The 16,969-nt window shown below is 50.1% G+C and carries 14 protein-coding genes and 7 pseudogenes; 1 reads left to right on the plus strand and 20 read right to left on the minus strand.

The annotated features are described in order from the left end of the window. Nucleotides 1-188 precede the first annotated feature (188 nt). The gene (locus tag JCM17471_RS07025) at nucleotides 189-731 is read right to left on the minus strand and encodes a hypothetical protein (protein WP_147661032.1); all 543 of its coding nucleotides are present in this window, start codon (nucleotides 729-731) and stop codon (nucleotides 189-191) included. Nucleotides 732-1,048: 317 nt separating this feature from the next. Between JCM17471_RS07025 and JCM17471_RS07030 the strand changes: the two genes are divergently transcribed. Further along, nucleotides 1,049-1,384 (plus strand): helix-turn-helix domain-containing protein, encoded by a 336-nt coding sequence (locus JCM17471_RS07030; RefSeq protein ID WP_054777347.1) that lies wholly within the window; start codon nucleotides 1,049-1,051, stop codon nucleotides 1,382-1,384. Nucleotides 1,385-1,443: 59 nt separating this feature from the next. Here JCM17471_RS07030 and JCM17471_RS07035 read toward each other — a convergent pair whose 3' ends face one another. From JCM17471_RS07035 to JCM17471_RS07115, 19 genes and pseudogenes are all read right to left on the minus strand, one after another. Further along, nucleotides 1,444-2,574 (minus strand): baeRF6 domain-containing protein, encoded by a 1,131-nt coding sequence (locus JCM17471_RS07035; RefSeq protein ID WP_054777348.1) that lies wholly within the window; start codon nucleotides 2,572-2,574, stop codon nucleotides 1,444-1,446. Between the two features lie 153 nt (nucleotides 2,575-2,727). Beyond that, the gene (gene accA, locus JCM17471_RS07040; RefSeq protein WP_054777349.1) at nucleotides 2,728-3,489 is read right to left on the minus strand and encodes an acetyl-CoA carboxylase carboxyltransferase subunit alpha; all 762 of its coding nucleotides are present in this window, start codon (nucleotides 3,487-3,489) and stop codon (nucleotides 2,728-2,730) included. Between the two features lie 4 nt (nucleotides 3,490-3,493). Next, a pseudogene (locus tag JCM17471_RS07045) lies at nucleotides 3,494-4,299 on the minus strand (acetyl-CoA carboxylase carboxyltransferase subunit beta). Then, a complete protein-coding gene (locus JCM17471_RS16520) occupies nucleotides 4,296-4,697 on the minus strand; it encodes a hypothetical protein (protein WP_369395829.1) in 402 nt (133 codons plus the stop codon). Before JCM17471_RS16520 ends, JCM17471_RS07045 begins: the two are co-directional and overlap by 4 nt. 57 nt (nucleotides 4,698-4,754) lie before the next feature. Continuing rightward, nucleotides 4,755-5,320 (minus strand): annotated as a pseudogene (locus tag JCM17471_RS15940) (ATP-binding protein); the annotation flags it as partial. 13 nt (nucleotides 5,321-5,333) lie between these two features. Beyond that, complete coding sequence (locus tag JCM17471_RS15945) at nucleotides 5,334-5,654, minus strand: biotin carboxylase N-terminal domain-containing protein (RefSeq protein WP_263849450.1); 321 nt, start codon at nucleotides 5,652-5,654, stop codon at nucleotides 5,334-5,336. Between the two features lie 12 nt (nucleotides 5,655-5,666). Further along, nucleotides 5,667-6,091, minus strand: a pseudogene (fabZ, locus tag JCM17471_RS07055) (3-hydroxyacyl-ACP dehydratase FabZ). A gap of 10 nt (nucleotides 6,092-6,101) precedes the next feature. After that, a complete protein-coding gene (locus tag JCM17471_RS07060) occupies nucleotides 6,102-6,524 on the minus strand; it encodes an acetyl-CoA carboxylase biotin carboxyl carrier protein (protein WP_054777350.1) in 423 nt (140 codons plus the stop codon). Nucleotides 6,525-6,528: 4 nt separating this feature from the next. Then, on the minus strand, nucleotides 6,529-7,749 hold the full coding sequence (gene fabF / locus JCM17471_RS07065) for a beta-ketoacyl-ACP synthase II (protein ID WP_082395250.1): 1,221 nt from the start codon (nucleotides 7,747-7,749) through the stop codon (nucleotides 6,529-6,531). A gap of 25 nt (nucleotides 7,750-7,774) precedes the next feature. Beyond that, nucleotides 7,775-8,506 carry a 3-oxoacyl-ACP reductase family protein gene (locus tag JCM17471_RS07070; RefSeq protein WP_054777351.1) on the minus strand — a complete coding sequence of 244 codons (732 nt, stop codon included), beginning with the start codon at nucleotides 8,504-8,506 and terminating at the stop codon, nucleotides 7,775-7,777. After that, nucleotides 8,490-9,413, minus strand: coding sequence for an ACP S-malonyltransferase (locus tag JCM17471_RS07075; RefSeq protein WP_054777352.1), 924 nt, complete (start codon nucleotides 9,411-9,413; stop codon nucleotides 8,490-8,492). Before JCM17471_RS07075 ends, JCM17471_RS07070 begins: the two co-directional genes overlap by 17 nt. Next, complete coding sequence (gene fabK / locus JCM17471_RS07080) at nucleotides 9,410-10,381, minus strand: enoyl-[acyl-carrier-protein] reductase FabK (RefSeq protein ID WP_054777353.1); 972 nt, start codon at nucleotides 10,379-10,381, stop codon at nucleotides 9,410-9,412. The genes JCM17471_RS07075 and fabK overlap by 4 nt, the downstream gene beginning before the upstream one ends. A gap of 17 nt (nucleotides 10,382-10,398) precedes the next feature. Continuing rightward, nucleotides 10,399-10,632, minus strand: a complete 234-nt coding sequence (locus JCM17471_RS07085; protein WP_054777354.1) for an acyl carrier protein — start codon at nucleotides 10,630-10,632, stop codon at nucleotides 10,399-10,401. A gap of 28 nt (nucleotides 10,633-10,660) precedes the next feature. Next, on the minus strand, nucleotides 10,661-11,575 hold the full coding sequence (locus tag JCM17471_RS07090) for a beta-ketoacyl-ACP synthase III (protein ID WP_054777355.1): 915 nt from the start codon (nucleotides 11,573-11,575) through the stop codon (nucleotides 10,661-10,663). An 11-nt stretch (nucleotides 11,576-11,586) separates the two neighbouring features. Continuing rightward, a pseudogene (locus JCM17471_RS07095) lies at nucleotides 11,587-12,031 on the minus strand (MarR family winged helix-turn-helix transcriptional regulator). A gap of 69 nt (nucleotides 12,032-12,100) precedes the next feature. Next, nucleotides 12,101-12,534: pseudogene (locus JCM17471_RS07100) on the minus strand (3-hydroxyacyl-ACP dehydratase FabZ family protein). Between the two features lie 379 nt (nucleotides 12,535-12,913). Next, nucleotides 12,914-13,830: pseudogene (locus tag JCM17471_RS07105) on the minus strand (polyphosphate kinase 2 family protein). A 70-nt stretch (nucleotides 13,831-13,900) separates the two neighbouring features. Beyond that, a pseudogene (locus tag JCM17471_RS07110) lies at nucleotides 13,901-14,174 on the minus strand (SemiSWEET family transporter). Nucleotides 14,175-14,408: 234 nt separating this feature from the next. Continuing rightward, on the minus strand, nucleotides 14,409-16,781 hold the full coding sequence (locus tag JCM17471_RS07115; RefSeq protein ID WP_054777356.1) for a phosphoketolase family protein: 2,373 nt from the start codon (nucleotides 16,779-16,781) through the stop codon (nucleotides 14,409-14,411). Between the last annotated feature and the right edge of the window lie 188 nt (nucleotides 16,782-16,969).

Below are 16,969 nucleotides of genomic sequence, written 5' to 3' on the forward strand. Positions count from 1 at the left end.
CACGTTTAGAGTGTGACAAAAGACGGGTTGAAAATGAGGATTAGCAAAATCTTCGGTGAAATCCGGTTTGGGATTTGCCGGAGATGCGCTAACCGGAATTTTCAGTCTTTTGGAGCACGTTTAAATCTAACTGCATATCAAAAGCGCTGTGACGACTCTCCATTGAGAGCTGTCACAGCGCTTTTTTGTTAGTCTTTTGCAAGTAGTTGCAAGACCACCTGTCGCATCTGTCTTTCGTGGGGTACCTGTTTCACTGTAAAAACAATTTGCTGTTTGAGGCCTAATTTTTGTAGGGCAGGCACCTGATTAACCTTGATGCCAATGGCCTGGCCATCTTGATTCAATAGCAATTTAGATTGATATTGTTTTGTCTGAGCAGCGGTGAGTGGCAGTCCTGCCACACCGTTTTGTTTCTGCATCACCTTAAATTGAATCGGATCGGTAATCAACAAATCGAGTTTGTTAGCAGTGAGGACCGCACTCATCTGTTCACTCGCGCGACTGTTGGCGGTATTTTGCCACAACACGCCGATTCGATCGGGCTGTGTCTGTGGTTTTGTCCATGCAGCCACTTGTTTTTGTAACACCTTGGACTCATCGCGCTTGTAAGCACTCGAATAAACCCCAACCGCGACGACATTATCGCGTTGATCAAAGACACGAAACACAAGACCCAACACCGCAATTAAAACAACCATACCAAAGAGCAATGGCTTCCAATAATAGCCCATTAAATAACGCAATTTCTGGCCTATAGTGCGTTCATTTGACGTTAACACTTTTTTCATCTGACTCATGTTGTCGACTCATTTCACTAGAATACTTTTATTATACCCGTCTTTTTGAGAAGGCGCATTCATTCTTGACCCTGCACAGTTTCGTGACGTGCATCAATCCTCGCAACCGTGTTATGGTTGACCTGACAAGGATGCAAAGCGTGACCGCTACTTGTCGTTGCGTGATTTTAACCGTCCGTCTCGATTCATTCCTAGCTGCAACCCGTCATTCTTCGTACACTGAAGGTAACAAAACAAGGGAGGAATTGATCATGTCAGTCTTTGCCGAACAACTCAAAAAGTATCGCACCGAACAAGCACTCTCTCAAGATGATTTAGCCGCCCAGCTCTTTATCTCACGTCAGGCCATCTCCAAATGGGAAAATGGTGATGCCACGCCCGATTTGCCCAACCTCATCAAGTTAGCCGACATCTTTGGTATTTCCCTGGACATGCTGGTCTTGGGTCATACCACGAACACCACTGCCACGGAAACGCCGTCGACCAAACCAATGTATCCGCACATGAACGGATGGGACTTTCTCGCTCGTTACTGGTGGATCTTCTTTGGTATCGCATGGCTCATCTACATGTTCACCAAGCGCTAAAAAAGCTGTGACACCCACAAACCGGGTTATCACAGCTTTTTTGATGCTTTAACGTATGCTTAGTAGCGCAGGACAGCGCCTACAGGTTCTTCAAAATAATCCACATTTAACAGCTGAACCTCACCACCATATTCCAAGGTGAGCTCGGCCAAGTCGTTCAACAGGTTGTTGTGCTTACCCTGTTCGCTGCTGGTATCGATCTTTTGATTCTCATCGAGTTGCGCATAGACCCGCGCACCGCTGCGAATATACAGCGTTTGAACCGCCCCATTGACCAATGCGGTCACAATTTGGCCCAATTCGATACGATAGCGCTTTTGACTCTTAGCACGATCGATGCGTTCCACCGCGTGCGCCATCTTATCTTGCCGCATCTTTTGGCGCAAGTCTTCCACTCTGGCCTTCAATTCATTCTCACCTAACGCCCCCGGATTCTCTTCAATCTGGTAGGTGTTGGACAGATAAACATTCTTGCTCAATTCGTGGAAGATTGCCTGATTCTGTGGCAAACCAACGACAATCAGCATCCGCTTAAACGGCTTGGAATAGTTATCGCTGATATACTTGTCGACTTCTTGGAAGTAGCGCCGCAAATCGATTTCTTCTTCTGCCGATTTCTCATTGTGCCCATGATAGCTGGCTTCCGCACCCTGAGAAACAGAATTCAGGCTACCACCGCGTAATTCGGTACCCAGTGTGCCCTTCATCGTCTTTGGTGCGTCATCTGGCAATTCAACCGGTGTCAGTTCAGTACCCGCATTGTGATACAGCGCGATTTGATCACTGCTCAACGCCAACAAGTCAAAGTTGAATGCCCGTTGGTTATCGAGAATCAGTGGCAGAATCTGCGGTGTCGCGGTGACCATCGCGGTCTCATTCACAAAATGATTCAGGTGCCGGACATAGGTCTGTTGCCCATTCGTCAACAAACCAAAGCCTTGTGCGACGCCATCCCATGCCTGTGTATCTTCAACCCATGGGCTCATTTGTTTGGCATAAGGTTCCCAGTCGACATCTGGCCAGGTTTCCTTCATCACCTCTTCAATATGCTTGGCTGCATTCTTGAACATAATCTTGGACTTATCGGCAGACTGATTGGGTTCCAGTGCCATATAAATCGTTGCAAAAGGACCTTTCCCCGCCGTTGTCTGGAGGAACTGTTGGAGCTGTTGCTGCATTTCACTTGCCATATCAATGCCACCTTTCTGTCTACTAACCTAAGCATAACAGCTAATGGCAATCGCTTTCAAGTTATTTCGTTTGTGGCAATAAATAACATTAGCTACAAAAAAAAAGACGTTAGGTGGCTTTTCAGCGGCACCTAACGCTCACTTTACGTTGGATTAGAAACGCCTGAAACGCGCGTATCGCGTTTCCAGACGTTCTGTTGTGGATTGCGCCTGCAATTCAGCAATTGTTGGCACCAATCGTGCTCGCAAATCAGCTGCAAAATCAACCCCAGTATCTGGCACAATGCGATCAACAACCGTCGCTTCGAATAACGCATCAGGCGTCAGTTGCATGACCTCGGCCGCTTCTTGTGCACGCTTGCTGTCCTTCCACAAGATGGACGCGAATCCCTCAGGTGACAAAATCGCGTACATGCTTTTATCGGTCATCCACACCTGATCGCCTAATGCGAGTGCCAGTGCACCGCCACTACCGCCTTCGCCGACCAAGACACTCACAATGGGAACTGGTAGCAGACTGGCGGTCAACAGCAGTGAGGCGATGGCTTCACCTTGACCGTTAGCTTCCGCCTCCTGCCCAGGATACGCCCCCGGTGTGTTGATCAGCGTGATGATTGGCCGATTGAACTTCGCCGCTTGTTTCATCAAGCGCTCCGCTTTGCGATAGCCCCATGGTTCCGGACTGCCGAAGTGCGTTGCTAACCGAGTTTTGAGTGTCGCACCTTTGTCAGTCGCAATGATTGTGACGGGCGTGTCATCCAGCCAACCGATACCACCAATCATCGCCGGGTCATCACTGTGATTGCGGTCACCGTGAAAGCTCTGAAAATCCGTGACTAGCCCGTCAATCAGTTCCTGTGTCGTGTATGGGCGCTCTTCACGAGCGGCTTGCACGACCTCATATGCGCGTGTCATCGTGTCACCCCCTATGTAACTTCAACAAGGCTTGCAACCGTGACGCCAACTCAGTCCGCGGCACGATTTGATCGATGAAGCCATTCTTGAGTACCGTCTCCGCGCGTTGAAAATGCGCGGGTAGTTGCTGTTGAATCGTCTGCTCGATCACACGCCGGCCCGCAAAACCGATCATACTGTGCGGTTCGGCCATAATCACGTCACCTTGCATGGCAAAACTCGCGGTCACACCGCCCATGGTGGGATCTGTGAGCACACTGATATAGAGTAGACCGGCTGCATCGTGGCGTGCGACTGCCTGACTAATTTGGCCATCTGCATCAAAGAGTGAATCCCTTCCTGCATCCGCGCACCACCACTGGCCGTAATCACGATGACAGGCAACTGTTGCTCTGTGGCACGCTCAAATAGTTGGGTCAATCGCTCGCCGGTCGCACTGCCCAGCGACCCCATCATGAACGTGGGATCCATAATCCCCAGTGCCACCTGTTGATCACCGATCTGGGCCAAACCCGTCAGTACCGCTTCATCGGGTTGTTGCTGCAACACTTTATCCGCATAACCTGGGAAATGCAGCGGGTCTTTGGGCAGAATCTCACTGGCCCAGGGGGTGAAGCGCGTTGTCAGTAAGGCCACGCGGCGGCGCGCCGAAATCCGGAAGCCATAACCGCAGTGTGGACAGATCTGTTCCTTGCCCAAGACCGCGCGATAATTAGCTTGCTCACAATAGGGACATTGCACCCACAGATTATTCGGCAGCGCGGCCTCACGTTCTCTGGCCGCCGTTGATAGTTGTGCTTGATACTTCATCCAGCCACCTCACTTTGCCATTGTGTCAAAAAAGTCTCACCGATGTAATTTGTTGTCGTGTCACCACTCAACACCGCAGGGCTCGCTAACAACGCTTGTTGGAAGGCAACATTCGTTTGTAACCCACGCAAGTCAAACTCGCGCAGTGCCCGTTGCATTTTTGCGAGGGCCTGTTGGCGAGTGGCCGCGTGCACAATCACCTTCGCGAGCATCGCGTCATAATACGGCGTGATTGTATCGCCAGCTTGAATGCCACAGTCAACGCGCACACCCAATCCCGATGGTAGCCGAAGCGCTGTAATGGCGCCTGTTGCGGGTTGAAAATCACGAGCGGGATCTTCAGCGTTAACCCGGCACTCAATGGCAGCACCGAGCACTGGCAGTGTTTCAGCTAACATCAGCGGTGTGCCAGCCGCGATTTGAATCTGCCACGCAATGAGGTCGACTCCAGTCACCAATTCGGTAATCGGGTGTTCCACCTGAATCCGCGTGTTCATCTCCATGAAATAGAAGTGTTCCTCTTGATCCATCAAGAACTCAATCGTGCCCGCATTGAGATAGTCAATCCCGTCCGCAATGGTGCGCGCTAATTGCTGCAAATGCGCGCGACCAGCAGCCGACAGTGTGGCGCAGGGACTCTCCTCGACCACCTTTTGACTGTGGCGTTGCAGGGAGCAGTCGCGTTCTGGAAAATCGTGGTGTGCCCGGCTTGATCACGCAGCACCTGCACTTCGATGTGCTTAGCTGACGTAATCACCTTTTCGAGATACATAGTGTCATCCCCAAAGGCAGCCTTGGCCTCTCCCTGCGCCGCTGGAAAGTCCGCGCGTAATGCGGCCTCTGTCGCCAGCAAGCGAATTCCCTTACCGCCACCACCAGCGGCTGCCTTAAGCATCACCGGATATCCCAGTGTGCCGGCTGCCGCTTGTGCATCGGCCAAGGTGGTGAGCGCATGACTGCCCGGAATCACTGGCACGGCCAAGGCTTCCATGGTAGCGCGCGCTTGGGCCTTATCGCCCATGCGGGTAATCGTTTCAGGCTTGGGGCCAATAAAATAATACCCGCATCCGCGCACAATTGGGCAAACAGCGCGTTCTCGGACAAAAACCAAAGCCTGGATGAATCGCGTCGGCACCGGTCAAAATCGCGGCACTCACAATATTTTGCATATTCAGGTAGGACTTCACGGCTGGACTGTCACCAATACAAATCGCTTCATCTGCGAGCTTGACCGCCAGACTGTGGCGATCGGCCGTTGAATACACCGCAACGGAGGCGATGCCCAACTCGCGCAGACTCTGAATCACACGCACGGCAATCTCACCGCGATTCGCCACTAAGACTTTTTGGAACATGTCACTCACTCCTTAATCCCCGATGGCAAAGGTCAATTCTGCTGTGCAGGCAACCTGTTCATCCACAAAGACGGTGCCGGTTCCCTTGCCCGCGTGATCGATGAGCTTGTCGAGTGTGACTTCGAGCCGCATCACATCACCGGGACGCACCATTTGCGGAACTTTGCCTTTTTGACGCCACCCAAAAATGCGGTCTTGCCCTTGAAGTCAGGCAGGCTCAACAGCGCGATGGCACCCGCTTGTGCCAGGGCCTCAATCTGTAACACACCGGGGAAGATAGGATTGCCCGGGAAATGGCCCTGGAAAATTGCTTCGTTGATCGACACATTCTTTTGTGCCACGATGCGTTCCCCCGCCGTTAATTCCAAGACGCGATCGACCATCAACATGGGATAGCGATGCGGTAAAATCTGTTGAATCTCGTTTGCTTCTAACATAGTTGCCTCCTCACGATGTTTCCTTAATCGCAAATAACGGTTGGTCGAATTCGACCAGCGCTTCATTGTCGACCAGAATGGCGCTCACAATACCCGCGCGCTCGCTTTTGATCTCGTTCATCATTTTCATCGACTCAATAATGCACAGCGTATCGCCGACCGCCACGGTATCGCCGACCTGTTTGTAGGCGGGTTCCCCGGGCTTTGGACTCAGGTAAGTGATGCCGACAAGCGGTGCCTTGACCTGATAGTCAGTCGTTGTCACCGGTTCAGGCGTGTTGGCTTCGATGACGTTCGTTGACGTCTCTGTTACTGGTGCCGGTGTTCCCGCTTGTTTCAGCCGTAACCGGTCCGCACCGTGGGCATAATCGAGCTCGGTCAGCGAACTCTGCGCGAACTGTTGCATGATTGCAATCACGGTTGCCTCATCCATTCGCTCACCACCGTTTCAGTGCCAGTACCGCATTGTGCCCGCCAAAACCAAAGGAGTTGCTCAATGCATAAGGACTGGTTTGTTGCTGATTATTGCTGGTAACCAGGTCGACGGCGAGGGTGTCATCAGCGACACCACCAACATTGACTGGCAGGCGCCCATCGCGCAAGGCTGCCAGCGTCATAATGGCTTCAACCGCACCCGCAGCACCTAACAGATGCCCAGTCAGTGCCTTGGTTGAACTCACCAGAACAGGATGGTCGCCAAAGACGCGGCGAATCGCTAATGCTTCCATCGCATCATTCGCTGTTGTGGCGGTCCCGTGTGCATTCACATAGCTGATTTGATCGACTGTCAGCCCTGCATCCGCGATGGCTTGTTGCATCGCTCGACTGGCCTGCGTGCCTTCTGGATCGGGACTCGTCATATGATAGGCATCACTGGTGCTGCCATAGCCCACAATCTCACCCAAAATCTTGGCGCCACGTGCTTCAGCGTGTTCGAGGCTTTCAAGGATTAAGGTCCCAGCACCCTCACCCATCACGAAGCCACTGCGATCGCGACCAAATGGTAGGCTCGCCTGTTGGGCATCCGTTGCTGGGGACAATGCCGTCAGTGCGGCAAACCCGGCAATCCCGATTTCATTGACCGAAGCTTCGGCCCCACCAGTGATCACCACGTCCGCGTCGCCGTGTTGAATGTGGCGATACGCTTCACCGATGGCATTGGTTGCCGAGGCGCACGCCGTTACCACGGCATAACTGGTGCCGTGCGCATTGAACTGCTGCGCAATCGCACCGGGTGCCATGTTGATAATCGACATCGGCACAAACATCGGTGAAACCCGCTTAGGCCCTTTTTGAACCATGCGCGTAACCTGTGTTTCAATCGTCGTCAGGCCACCGATGCCGGAACCATAAATCACGGCTAAGCGGTCAGGATCAACCGCCTCATCACTGAGCCCGGCTTGTTCATACGCTTCAATTGCCGTGTAGAGCGCATATTGGGTGAACAGATCCATGCGCTTGGCTAAGCGCTTGGGCATCCGGTGTTCAACCTCGAAATGCTTCACTTCCCCAGCAACCGTGATACCGGTCTCGCTCGCATCAAACTTGGTGATCGGCGCAATGCCGACCTGTTGCTGATGCATCGCCGTCACTGTTTCATTGACATCTAACCCTAAGGCATTCACTGTTCCCATGCCGGTGACAACCACTCGTTGCAAAGAACCATCTCCATTCTGCGTCATCTTACATCACCAATCCGCCATCGACCGTCAACACTTGGCCGGTGACATAATCATTTTCAATCAAAAATTGTGTGGCGTGAGCAATCTCATCGACCGTGCCAAACCGCTTGAGCGGAATGGACTCGAGGAAGTTTTCCTGTGCGGTTTCTGAGAGACTCGCCGTCATCTGTGTGGCAATCATCCCCGGGGCAATCGCATTGACGCGCACACCGCGCATGGCGCCCTCTCGTGCCAGCGTCTTGGTCAACCCGATAACGCCGGCCTTACTAGCGGCATAGTTGGCCTGACCGATATTACCCATCAGTCCAACGACACTCGCCATATTGATAATGACGCCTGCACGTTGCTTAATCATCATTTTGAACAGTGGCTGTGTCACATTGAATGTCCCGTTCAAATTCACATTGATCACCGCACTGAATTGATCGGGATTCATGCGCAGTGCCAACTGATCATCGGTGATACCTGCGTTATTGATCAGAACATCGATACGACCAAATTCTGTCTTCGCCACTTTGGCCAGCTCCTGACCCGTTTGGGGATCATCAATCGCGCCAGTCACTTCAATCACCTGTTGCCCATACACGAGCAACGCAACACGTTGTTCCTCGGGCATCGCGTGCCGCGCATTCACAATCAATTGCGCCCCTGCTTGTGCACACCGCGTCGCAATCGCGGCACCAATGCCGCGTGTGGCGCCCGTGATGACAACCACTTTATCCTTTAATTCCATGAGTTTCCTCGCTTTGTTTGATAAGGTTTGTCAGGTCGATTGGATCGGCAATGCTTGCCGTGGTGAATCCCAATCGACTCTGCTTGACCATCTTGACTAACTTGGGTTGACCCAATTCGATGGTCGTATCGACGCCTTGTTGTTGGAGCCGCATCAGCCCATCAACAAAGTGCGTCGGTTGTGCAACCTGTGCGGCCAAGATAGCCCGCACATTTTGTGGGGTGAATCGCGTGTTCTGCGTGGTGCTCAAGACCGGCACACGCCCGGGCTGAAACTCGGTGGCATCGAGCGCTTCTTGCAGGGGTGCAACCACACTGGCCATCAATGGCGTGTGAAAGCTGCCCGCAACAGGGAGCGGAATACTCTTAATTCCTTGTTCTAGTAGCGCCGCCTGCAATTGATCCAGTGCTTCTTGCTGCCCACCCACAACCAATTGTTTTGGCGTATTGTAGTTGGCTGGCCACACCTGTCCAATGCGTTGGCAGAGCGCTTCAACAGTCGCTTGCTCCGTTGTCATCACCGCTAACATGCCGGATTCAATCTGCTTGGCCGCTTGTGTCATCAATTCACCGCGCCGAACCACCAGCTGCAGGCCACTTTTAAGGCCCAGCATGCCGCTTGCGATCAATGCGCTGTACTCACCCAAGCTCAGGCCAATCAAGGCCTTGGCAGGTGGTAATTGCGTCTGCACAGCTTGATATAGGGCCACACTGTACGCGACTAATGCGGGTTGCACATGTTCTGGCAGCCATGGTGTTTCTGTTGTGAGATAGGCCACCAAGTCAAAGTCCAGTTCTGCGTTTGCTGTGTCGATAACTTGTTTGAACATCAAACTATTTTGGTAAAAATTAATCCCCATTGCAGGGGACTCGGCACCTTGGCCGTTGAATAAGTATGCGATACTCATGATTCATTCACCTGTAACTGTTGTTGAAGTGCACTGTGATCGAGCAAGGCATTGGCTTCTGCCATCACTGACTGAATGATCTCGGCACTACTCTCTTCGCGCTTCACGAGCCCCGAAATCTGTCCTGCCATGAAGGAACCCTCGTCGCGGTCACCATCGAGCACGGCCTTGCGCAGGCTCCCATTGCCCAATTCCTCAACTGCCTTGAAATCATCACTGCCGGAAAGAGCAATTTCACGTTCCAATTTCAAGAAGTTGCGGCTCATTGGATTCTTGAGCACACGGGCGGCGTGACCGACATACTGGCCAGTCACCAGGGTGTCCACATCCTTGGCCTTAATCACCGCGGCTTTGTAATTCTCATGAATGCGAGATTCCGTTGCTGTTAAGAAGCGCGTGCCCATCTGAACACCAACAGCACCTAACGCCAGTGCAGCGGCCAGTCCGCGCCCATCACCGATACCACCGGCGGCAATCACCGGAATGTCCACGGCATCGACAACTTGTGGGACCAGGGTCATCGTCGTCATCTGACCGATATGGCCACCGGATTCCATGCCTTCAGCAATCACACCATCAACGCCTTGGCGTGCCATGCGCTTGGCGAGGCCAACGGATGGGACCACAGGCAATACCATGATATTTTGGGCCTGAAGCCGCTTGAGGTATTTGGCCGGATCCCCAGCACCCGTTGTCACCAGTGCCACATTGCTTTTCAAAACCACTTCCAGAACATCATCGACAAAGGGTGACAGCAACATCATGTTGACCCCGAATGGCTTGTCGGTTAATTCCCGGGCAATATCGATTTGCTCCTGCACATAACTCGCTGGTGCATGACCACTACCGATGATGCCAAGCCCACCGGCATTGGAGACCGCTGCGGCGAGTTTGCCATCTGCGACCCATGCCATGCCGCCTTGAAAAATGGGATACTTGATCCCCAAGCGCGCTGTTAAAGCGTTCATTTTATCGCGTCCTTTCACTAGGCCTTAGCCGTAATGAATTCAACCAGATCATTCACGGTTTCAATGGGTTCGTCGGTATCGATTTGAACATCGAATTGATCTTCAATTTCGTTGATGATTTCAAAGATATCTAGACTGTCAGCTGCTAAGTCTTGCTTAAAGTTGGTTGTCAATTGCACGCTTTCAGGTTCTTGGTCCAATTGATCAGCGATAATGTCACGTACCTTATTGAATACTTCTGAGTTTGTCATTGTTGTAATCTCCTCTAATGGTTGTTTTTTAGTAGCGCAGTAGCATGGTGCCGACACTCAGGCCGCCACCGAATCCACTCAGGACCAATTGTTGGCCACGTTGAATGGTGTGTGCTTGAATCGCCTGGTGTAGCAGCATCGGAATGCTGGCAGCGCTGGTGTTTCCGAAATCGGCAATGTTCTGTAGAAAACGTTCTGGTGGTAGCTGTAATTTCTTGGCGACGGATTCGATGATGCGGGCATTGGCCTGATGCAAGAGCACCCAGTCGATTTGGTCGGGGACCATCTCGGCCTGCGTCAACACACGCTGAATGCTGTTAGGAACCTCGCGAATCGCGAATTGATAAACGGCCCGGCCATTCATCGCAAAATATTTGTCCTCGCCGCCTGCCTTCAAGCTGAGATCGGTGTCACCCAAACTCAACAAGTCGACCACAGGGGCCGCTGCCTCATCGCCTTTGAGTAGGACACCCCCTGAACCATCACCGAATAAAACGGCCGTTGACCGGTCCTGCCAGTCGACCAATCGCGATAACACTTCACTGCCAATCACGATGCCGTAGTGGCCGTTTTGTAGGAGCTTGTCCGCCAGGTGCATGGCATAGACAAATCCGGAACATGCCACGTTGATATTAAACGCAAACGCTGAACTGGCGCCAATGGCTGCTTGAATACGGTTCGCTTCGCCTGGTGTGGCGTAATCTGGTGACATGGTTGCCACGATAATGAAATCGAGCTGTGTCGCGTCCAGATTGGCGCTAGCGAGTAGCTGCTGGCTCACACTCAAGCCCAAGCTATAGTTGCTCTCAGCCGTTGCGATATGCCGTTCTCGAATGCCTGTCCGCGTGCGAATCCATTCGTCTGATGTTGGCATAATCTCTGCTAATTGGTCATTGGTGACCACATTCTCTGGAACTGTCATCGCACTTGTCACAATGTGCATAGTTGCCTCACTTATCCATTCTCGTCGAGGAAATGCATCAGATTATCGAGTGCGCGTTCAACTAGTTTGGTTTGATCGGCATCAAATCCATCAACGAAGCCAGCCACCATTTTTGATGGAAAGCTTGATGCGCCCGATACATCAATCGACCTTTACGAGTCAGGCTGAGATTGACCACCCGCTTATCTTGATCCAGCTGCTGGCGTTCAACATAGCCCTTGCGCACGAGATTCTTCACCGCCACGGTCAATGTGCCTTTGGTGACCCGCAGACGTCGCGCAACCTCACTGGATGTTGGTTGGGCGTGTAAACCGATGGCATCAATCGTATGCATTTCCTTGATACTCAAATCATTAAACTGACTTTTTTGAGTGCTTCTTCTTCAATACTTAAAATACTGGTGTAAACGCGAATGAGCTTCTCGTTGATTCGCTTCACTGTGGGCTCCTGTGCCATGATTTCGATCCCCTTTGGTTTACTTTGATAATCAAAGTATTAGGGGAAACATGGCGGTCTGTCAAGCCCCTAGGCATTGACTTGGGGTGAAACAATGAAGTGAAGCTCCGCGGTAACCGCGACTTGGCCGTCAACTAAGGCTTGTGTGGCCACAATCCCCATATTCGCCCGCACCTTCGTCATGTCTACACGCAGTTCCATAATTGATCCAGCCGTCACCGGTTGTAAGAAGTCCGCAGCACCGATACTCGCCAGATAGGCGGTCTTACCGGCAAACTGTGGTGACTTCAAAATCAGAATCGAGGCCGCCTGCGCCAACGTCTCAATAATCAACGTCGATGGCAGCTGCCAGGTTCCCGGCGCGAGTGTCTCGTCCGTGGCACTGACGTAACGCTCGGCCGTAATCGATTGATCGGGGACCAAGTCGGTCACACGATCGATATAAAAATTGGATACCGATTCGGAATGAGTTCCTGAATCGTTTGGGTATCCATCACCATCATTGCGTCATCTCCAATACTGTAAATTCCAATCAAACTAATTGGATGTTCAAACTATATTTGATTTTAGTTTGATTGTCAAATCAATTTTCAAAAAAGAAATTGTGACAAAAGGTGCTCTGAGAATGAGGATTAACAGGGATTGGTGATAAATCCCGAACTTAGGATTTGAATCAATCCTAGTTAACCGGAATTCTCAACCTTTTGGAACACGATTAATCTATATTGTTCGTCAATCGAAAAAAAGTTGGGACAAAATCGAATTGATTTTGTCCCAACTTCTCATGCGATTCAGGTTGCGTTGTCAAAACGTGCTCCAATGCCCAACAATCTCCGTCTAACTCACTTTTCACTCGTGCCAAATGTAGCACCACGCTCAAAGTCAGTTAGTACGCGATTGCTGTCTGGGCCTTATCGCACTCTTATTTTCATTTTGCAGCATTGTCAAAATTCGCTTGAATTCAGCCTTGCGATCATCTGTGACCGTTGGATAAGCCAAATCCATCGCCTTTAAGCGTTCATTGATGATTTCTGACACGAGTAAACGGGAATACCACTTGTTGTCCGCGGGAATCACGTACCAAGGATTGACCTCAGTCGCGGTGTGTTGAATGGCTTCTTCGTAAGCCTTCTGGTAATCTGGCCAGAATTGCCGTTCCTTGACGTCCGCTTCAGAGAACTTCCAGTTTTTCTCTGGAATCTCTAGCCGACGCATAAAGCGATTCTTCTGCTCATCCTTTGACAGGTGCAAGAAGAACTTCAACACAACAAAACCCGTGTCTGCTAAGTATTGTTCGAATTCAGTGATATGGCGATAGCGCTGTTCAAAAACGCGGGCGTCACGTCTTTTGGATCCTGAATGCCAGGAATAGACTCGGTGGTCAAGATTTCCGGATGGACGCGTGAAATCAAAACGTCCTCATAGTGTGACCGGTTAAAAATCTTGATGTTGCCGCGTTCAGGCGTTTCCAGGTGAATGCGCCACAAATAATCATGGCTCAAATCAACGCTCGTTGGCTGCTTGAAGCTGGAAACACTGGTTCCTTCAGGATTAACGCCACTCATCACGTGCTTAATCATGGAATCCTTACCAGCTGCATCCATCGCTTGAAAGACAATGAGAACACCTTTTGTTTTCTGTGCGTAAAGCTGATCTTGGTACTTCGCTAACTGTTTGATATCTTTAGCGATTTGGTCCTTGATCTTGCCCTCATCCACAGATTCCTTGGGTGCAGTTGCCCAATCCTTAATCTTGAAGTCGTGTTTCCCATCGACTCGCAAATCTTTTTCATATGTCATTCTGCCATGCCCCCTAATTTGAGGCTAACATACACCTCAAAATCGGGATATGCAACTGATAACCACTGCGTTAGTGCAGTGCGGTGAAGAATGTGATGGCACCCAAAAAATACCGGGTACATTCGCAAAGATAATAGGCCAATCCCGATCTTTTTCAAAAATCCATACAATGTCCAAATGATACAGTTGATCATTGCGACTAACGGTTGAACGGGATTGCCGTAACTCCCCTGCAGATTACTCATAATTTGGGGAATATACGACACATACATCAGGATGGATAGTACTGATGCAGCACGCCCCAACACCTCTATACCATGGCTCTCTTCTTGTTTAATATTAATCACCTCAAGCAATATCGTAACACTTTCACAACCTTCTTGGCTAATAATTACGCAAAAACGATATCGTTTTCGCTACAAATAATCTTTTTAAGCTTTTTACGTTACTCTTTGCATCGCGCCGTCACGGGCTATACCAGCGGTTTGTCACACTCGCCTGTACACAAAAAACTCGCAACGACCACGTTAGTCGTTGCGAGTTCATTTTATATTTGATGAGGTGAAATTAACGCGAGACTACTTGATAGGCTTCCATACCCAGTCGAGCACTTCAGGAATATCTTCGCCGTATTGACGAATGTAGTCGTGGTGATATTGAAGCGTATCGTCCATCTTTTGGATGAATGCAGCGGCCTTTTGTTCGTAACCAGGAACATGGCTGATAGCATCCTTCGCTAAGTGGAAGCGATCCAGTTCGTTGACAACACGCATATCGAATGGTGTTGTGATATCCCCTTCTTCACGGTAACCATGAATCATGATGTTGTGGTTGTGACGAGTGAACCAGATATCACGAATCAAGCCTTCAAAGCCATGGTAAGCAAAGAGAACGGGCTTGTCTGTGGTAAAGATCTGGTCGAATTCTTCGTCACTGAAGCCACGAGGATCAATTTCTGGGCTCCGTAACTTCAAGAGATCAACAACGTTAATGAACCGAATCTTCAATTCTGGGAATTCGTCATGTAACAAGTTAATTGCAGCAAGACTTTCCATATTAGGTTCGGTACCAGCAGCAACCATAACAACGTCTGGTTCAACACCATCATCGTTAGATGCCCAGTCGATCCGCTTCAACCCGTTTTGAGCCAAAACAGTTGCTTCATCAATGCTGTAGAACTGTGGCCGTGGCTGCTTGGAAGAGATCAATACGTTAACCGTATTTTGTGAACCAAACAGAAGTGGGGAAACAGCGAGCAATGAGTTCGCATCAGCAGGCAAGTATTCGCGAACGAATTCAGCCTTCTTTTCAGCCACATGCGTCAAGATACCTGGATCTTGGTGAGTGTAACCGTTGTGGTCTTGTTGGAAGCTAGTTGATGTTGAAACCACGTTCAAGCTAGGGTAAGCCTTGTGCCATGGTTCTTCGCTAGCCTTACGGATCCACTTGAAGTGCTGAGTGATCATGGAATCCACAACCCGTAAGAAGGCTTCATAACTGGTGAACAGACCATGACGGCCAGTCAGTGTGTAACCTTCGTTGAACCCTTCAGCTTGGTGTTCAGATAATTGAGAATCAATAATCCGGCCACTTGGTGCCAAGTATTGGTCAGCAGGTTCTTCTACAGGTTCCATCCATTGACGGTTTGTGACTTCAAACAAGCTGTAAAGCCGGTTTGACATGGTTTCATCAGGGCCAAAGATGCGGAAGTTATCTGGATTGAGCTTGATCATATCACGCAGGTAGTCAGACCAAACAATCATATCTTGCTTGATTTGCTTACCGTGTTCAGTGTTATCCAATGCATAGTCACGGTAGTCTGGTAATACCAATGGCTTTGGATCGATCCCACCGTTTGTGATTGGGTTAGCAGCCATCCGCTTGTCGCCCTTTGGTGGTAATGCAGCGAGTTCTGGAATCAACTTGCCGTTTTCATCAAATAATTCTTCAGGCTTGTATGACTTCAACCAGTCTGTTAATGAATCAGCGTGTTGCATGTCGGCAGAATCCACAGGAATTGGAATTTGGTGCGCACGGAATGAGCCTTCAATAGGTTCGCCGTTCCATGTCTTTGGACCAGTCCAGCCCTTTGGTGTGCGGACAATGATAACAGGCCAGTGAGGCATTGTTTCGTCGCCGGTTTCACGTGCATGCTTTTGGATAGCCTTGATCTGTTCGATCGCAGAGTCCATAACCTTCGCCATTTCTGGGTTCAGCTTGTCAGCATCGTCGCCTTCAACGAACATTGGTGCCCAACCCATACCTTCGAAGTACTTGGTTAAGTCTTCATCAGACTTACGTGACAGGATGGTTGGGTTAGAAATCTTGAACCCGTTCATGTGCACGATTGGTAAAATCGCACCGTCATGAACTGGGTTGATAAATGTGTTTGAGAACCAACTTGCAGCTAATGGGCCAGTTTCGGTTTCACCGTCACCAGTAACAACAGCAGCAATCACATCAGGGTTATCTAAGATAGCACCTGTTGCGTGACTCAAGGCATAACCGAGTTCCCCACCTTCATGGATAGAACCTGGTGTTTGTGCACTCGCGTGAGAAGCAACCCCACCTGGGAAGCTGAATTGCTTGAACAAGTGCTTCATACCTTCAACATCTTGGCTCACACGTGGATAAATTTCGGAGTATGTGCCGTCAAGGTAGGCATTTGAAACCATCACTTGACCACCGTGACCTGGGCCTTCGATGTAGAACATATTCAGATCATACTTATTAATCACACGGTTTAAGTGTGTATAAATGTAGTTTTGACCTGCAATTGTGCCCCAGTGACCGATTGGATGATACTTCACATCTTCAGCGGTCAGTGGACGCCGTAAAAGTGGATTATCTAATAAATAGAGTTGCCCAACAGAAATATAGTTAGCTGCCCGCCAATAAGCGGTCATCTTGTCGAAGTATTCTTTTGAAGAGTAATCAACAGTTGTGTCCATGACTATACCTACCTTTTCTGGTTTGATGACCATAGTATAGCACACAAAACCAAAAAATGCTTATTTTCGCTTAAAAAAACTTAAAAAGCATTAAGTCAGTTTCCGCGTTCCGGAATCAGTATAGCGCTACCAATGGATTTTCGCGAAAGATATGCCTTCATTGACCCCGAATTCCTATTAGGTGTACA

The sequence above is a fragment of the Lacticaseibacillus saniviri JCM 17471 = DSM 24301 genome (genome assembly GCF_001311785.1).
Lineage (GTDB): Bacteria > Bacillota > Bacilli > Lactobacillales > Lactobacillaceae > Lacticaseibacillus > Lacticaseibacillus saniviri.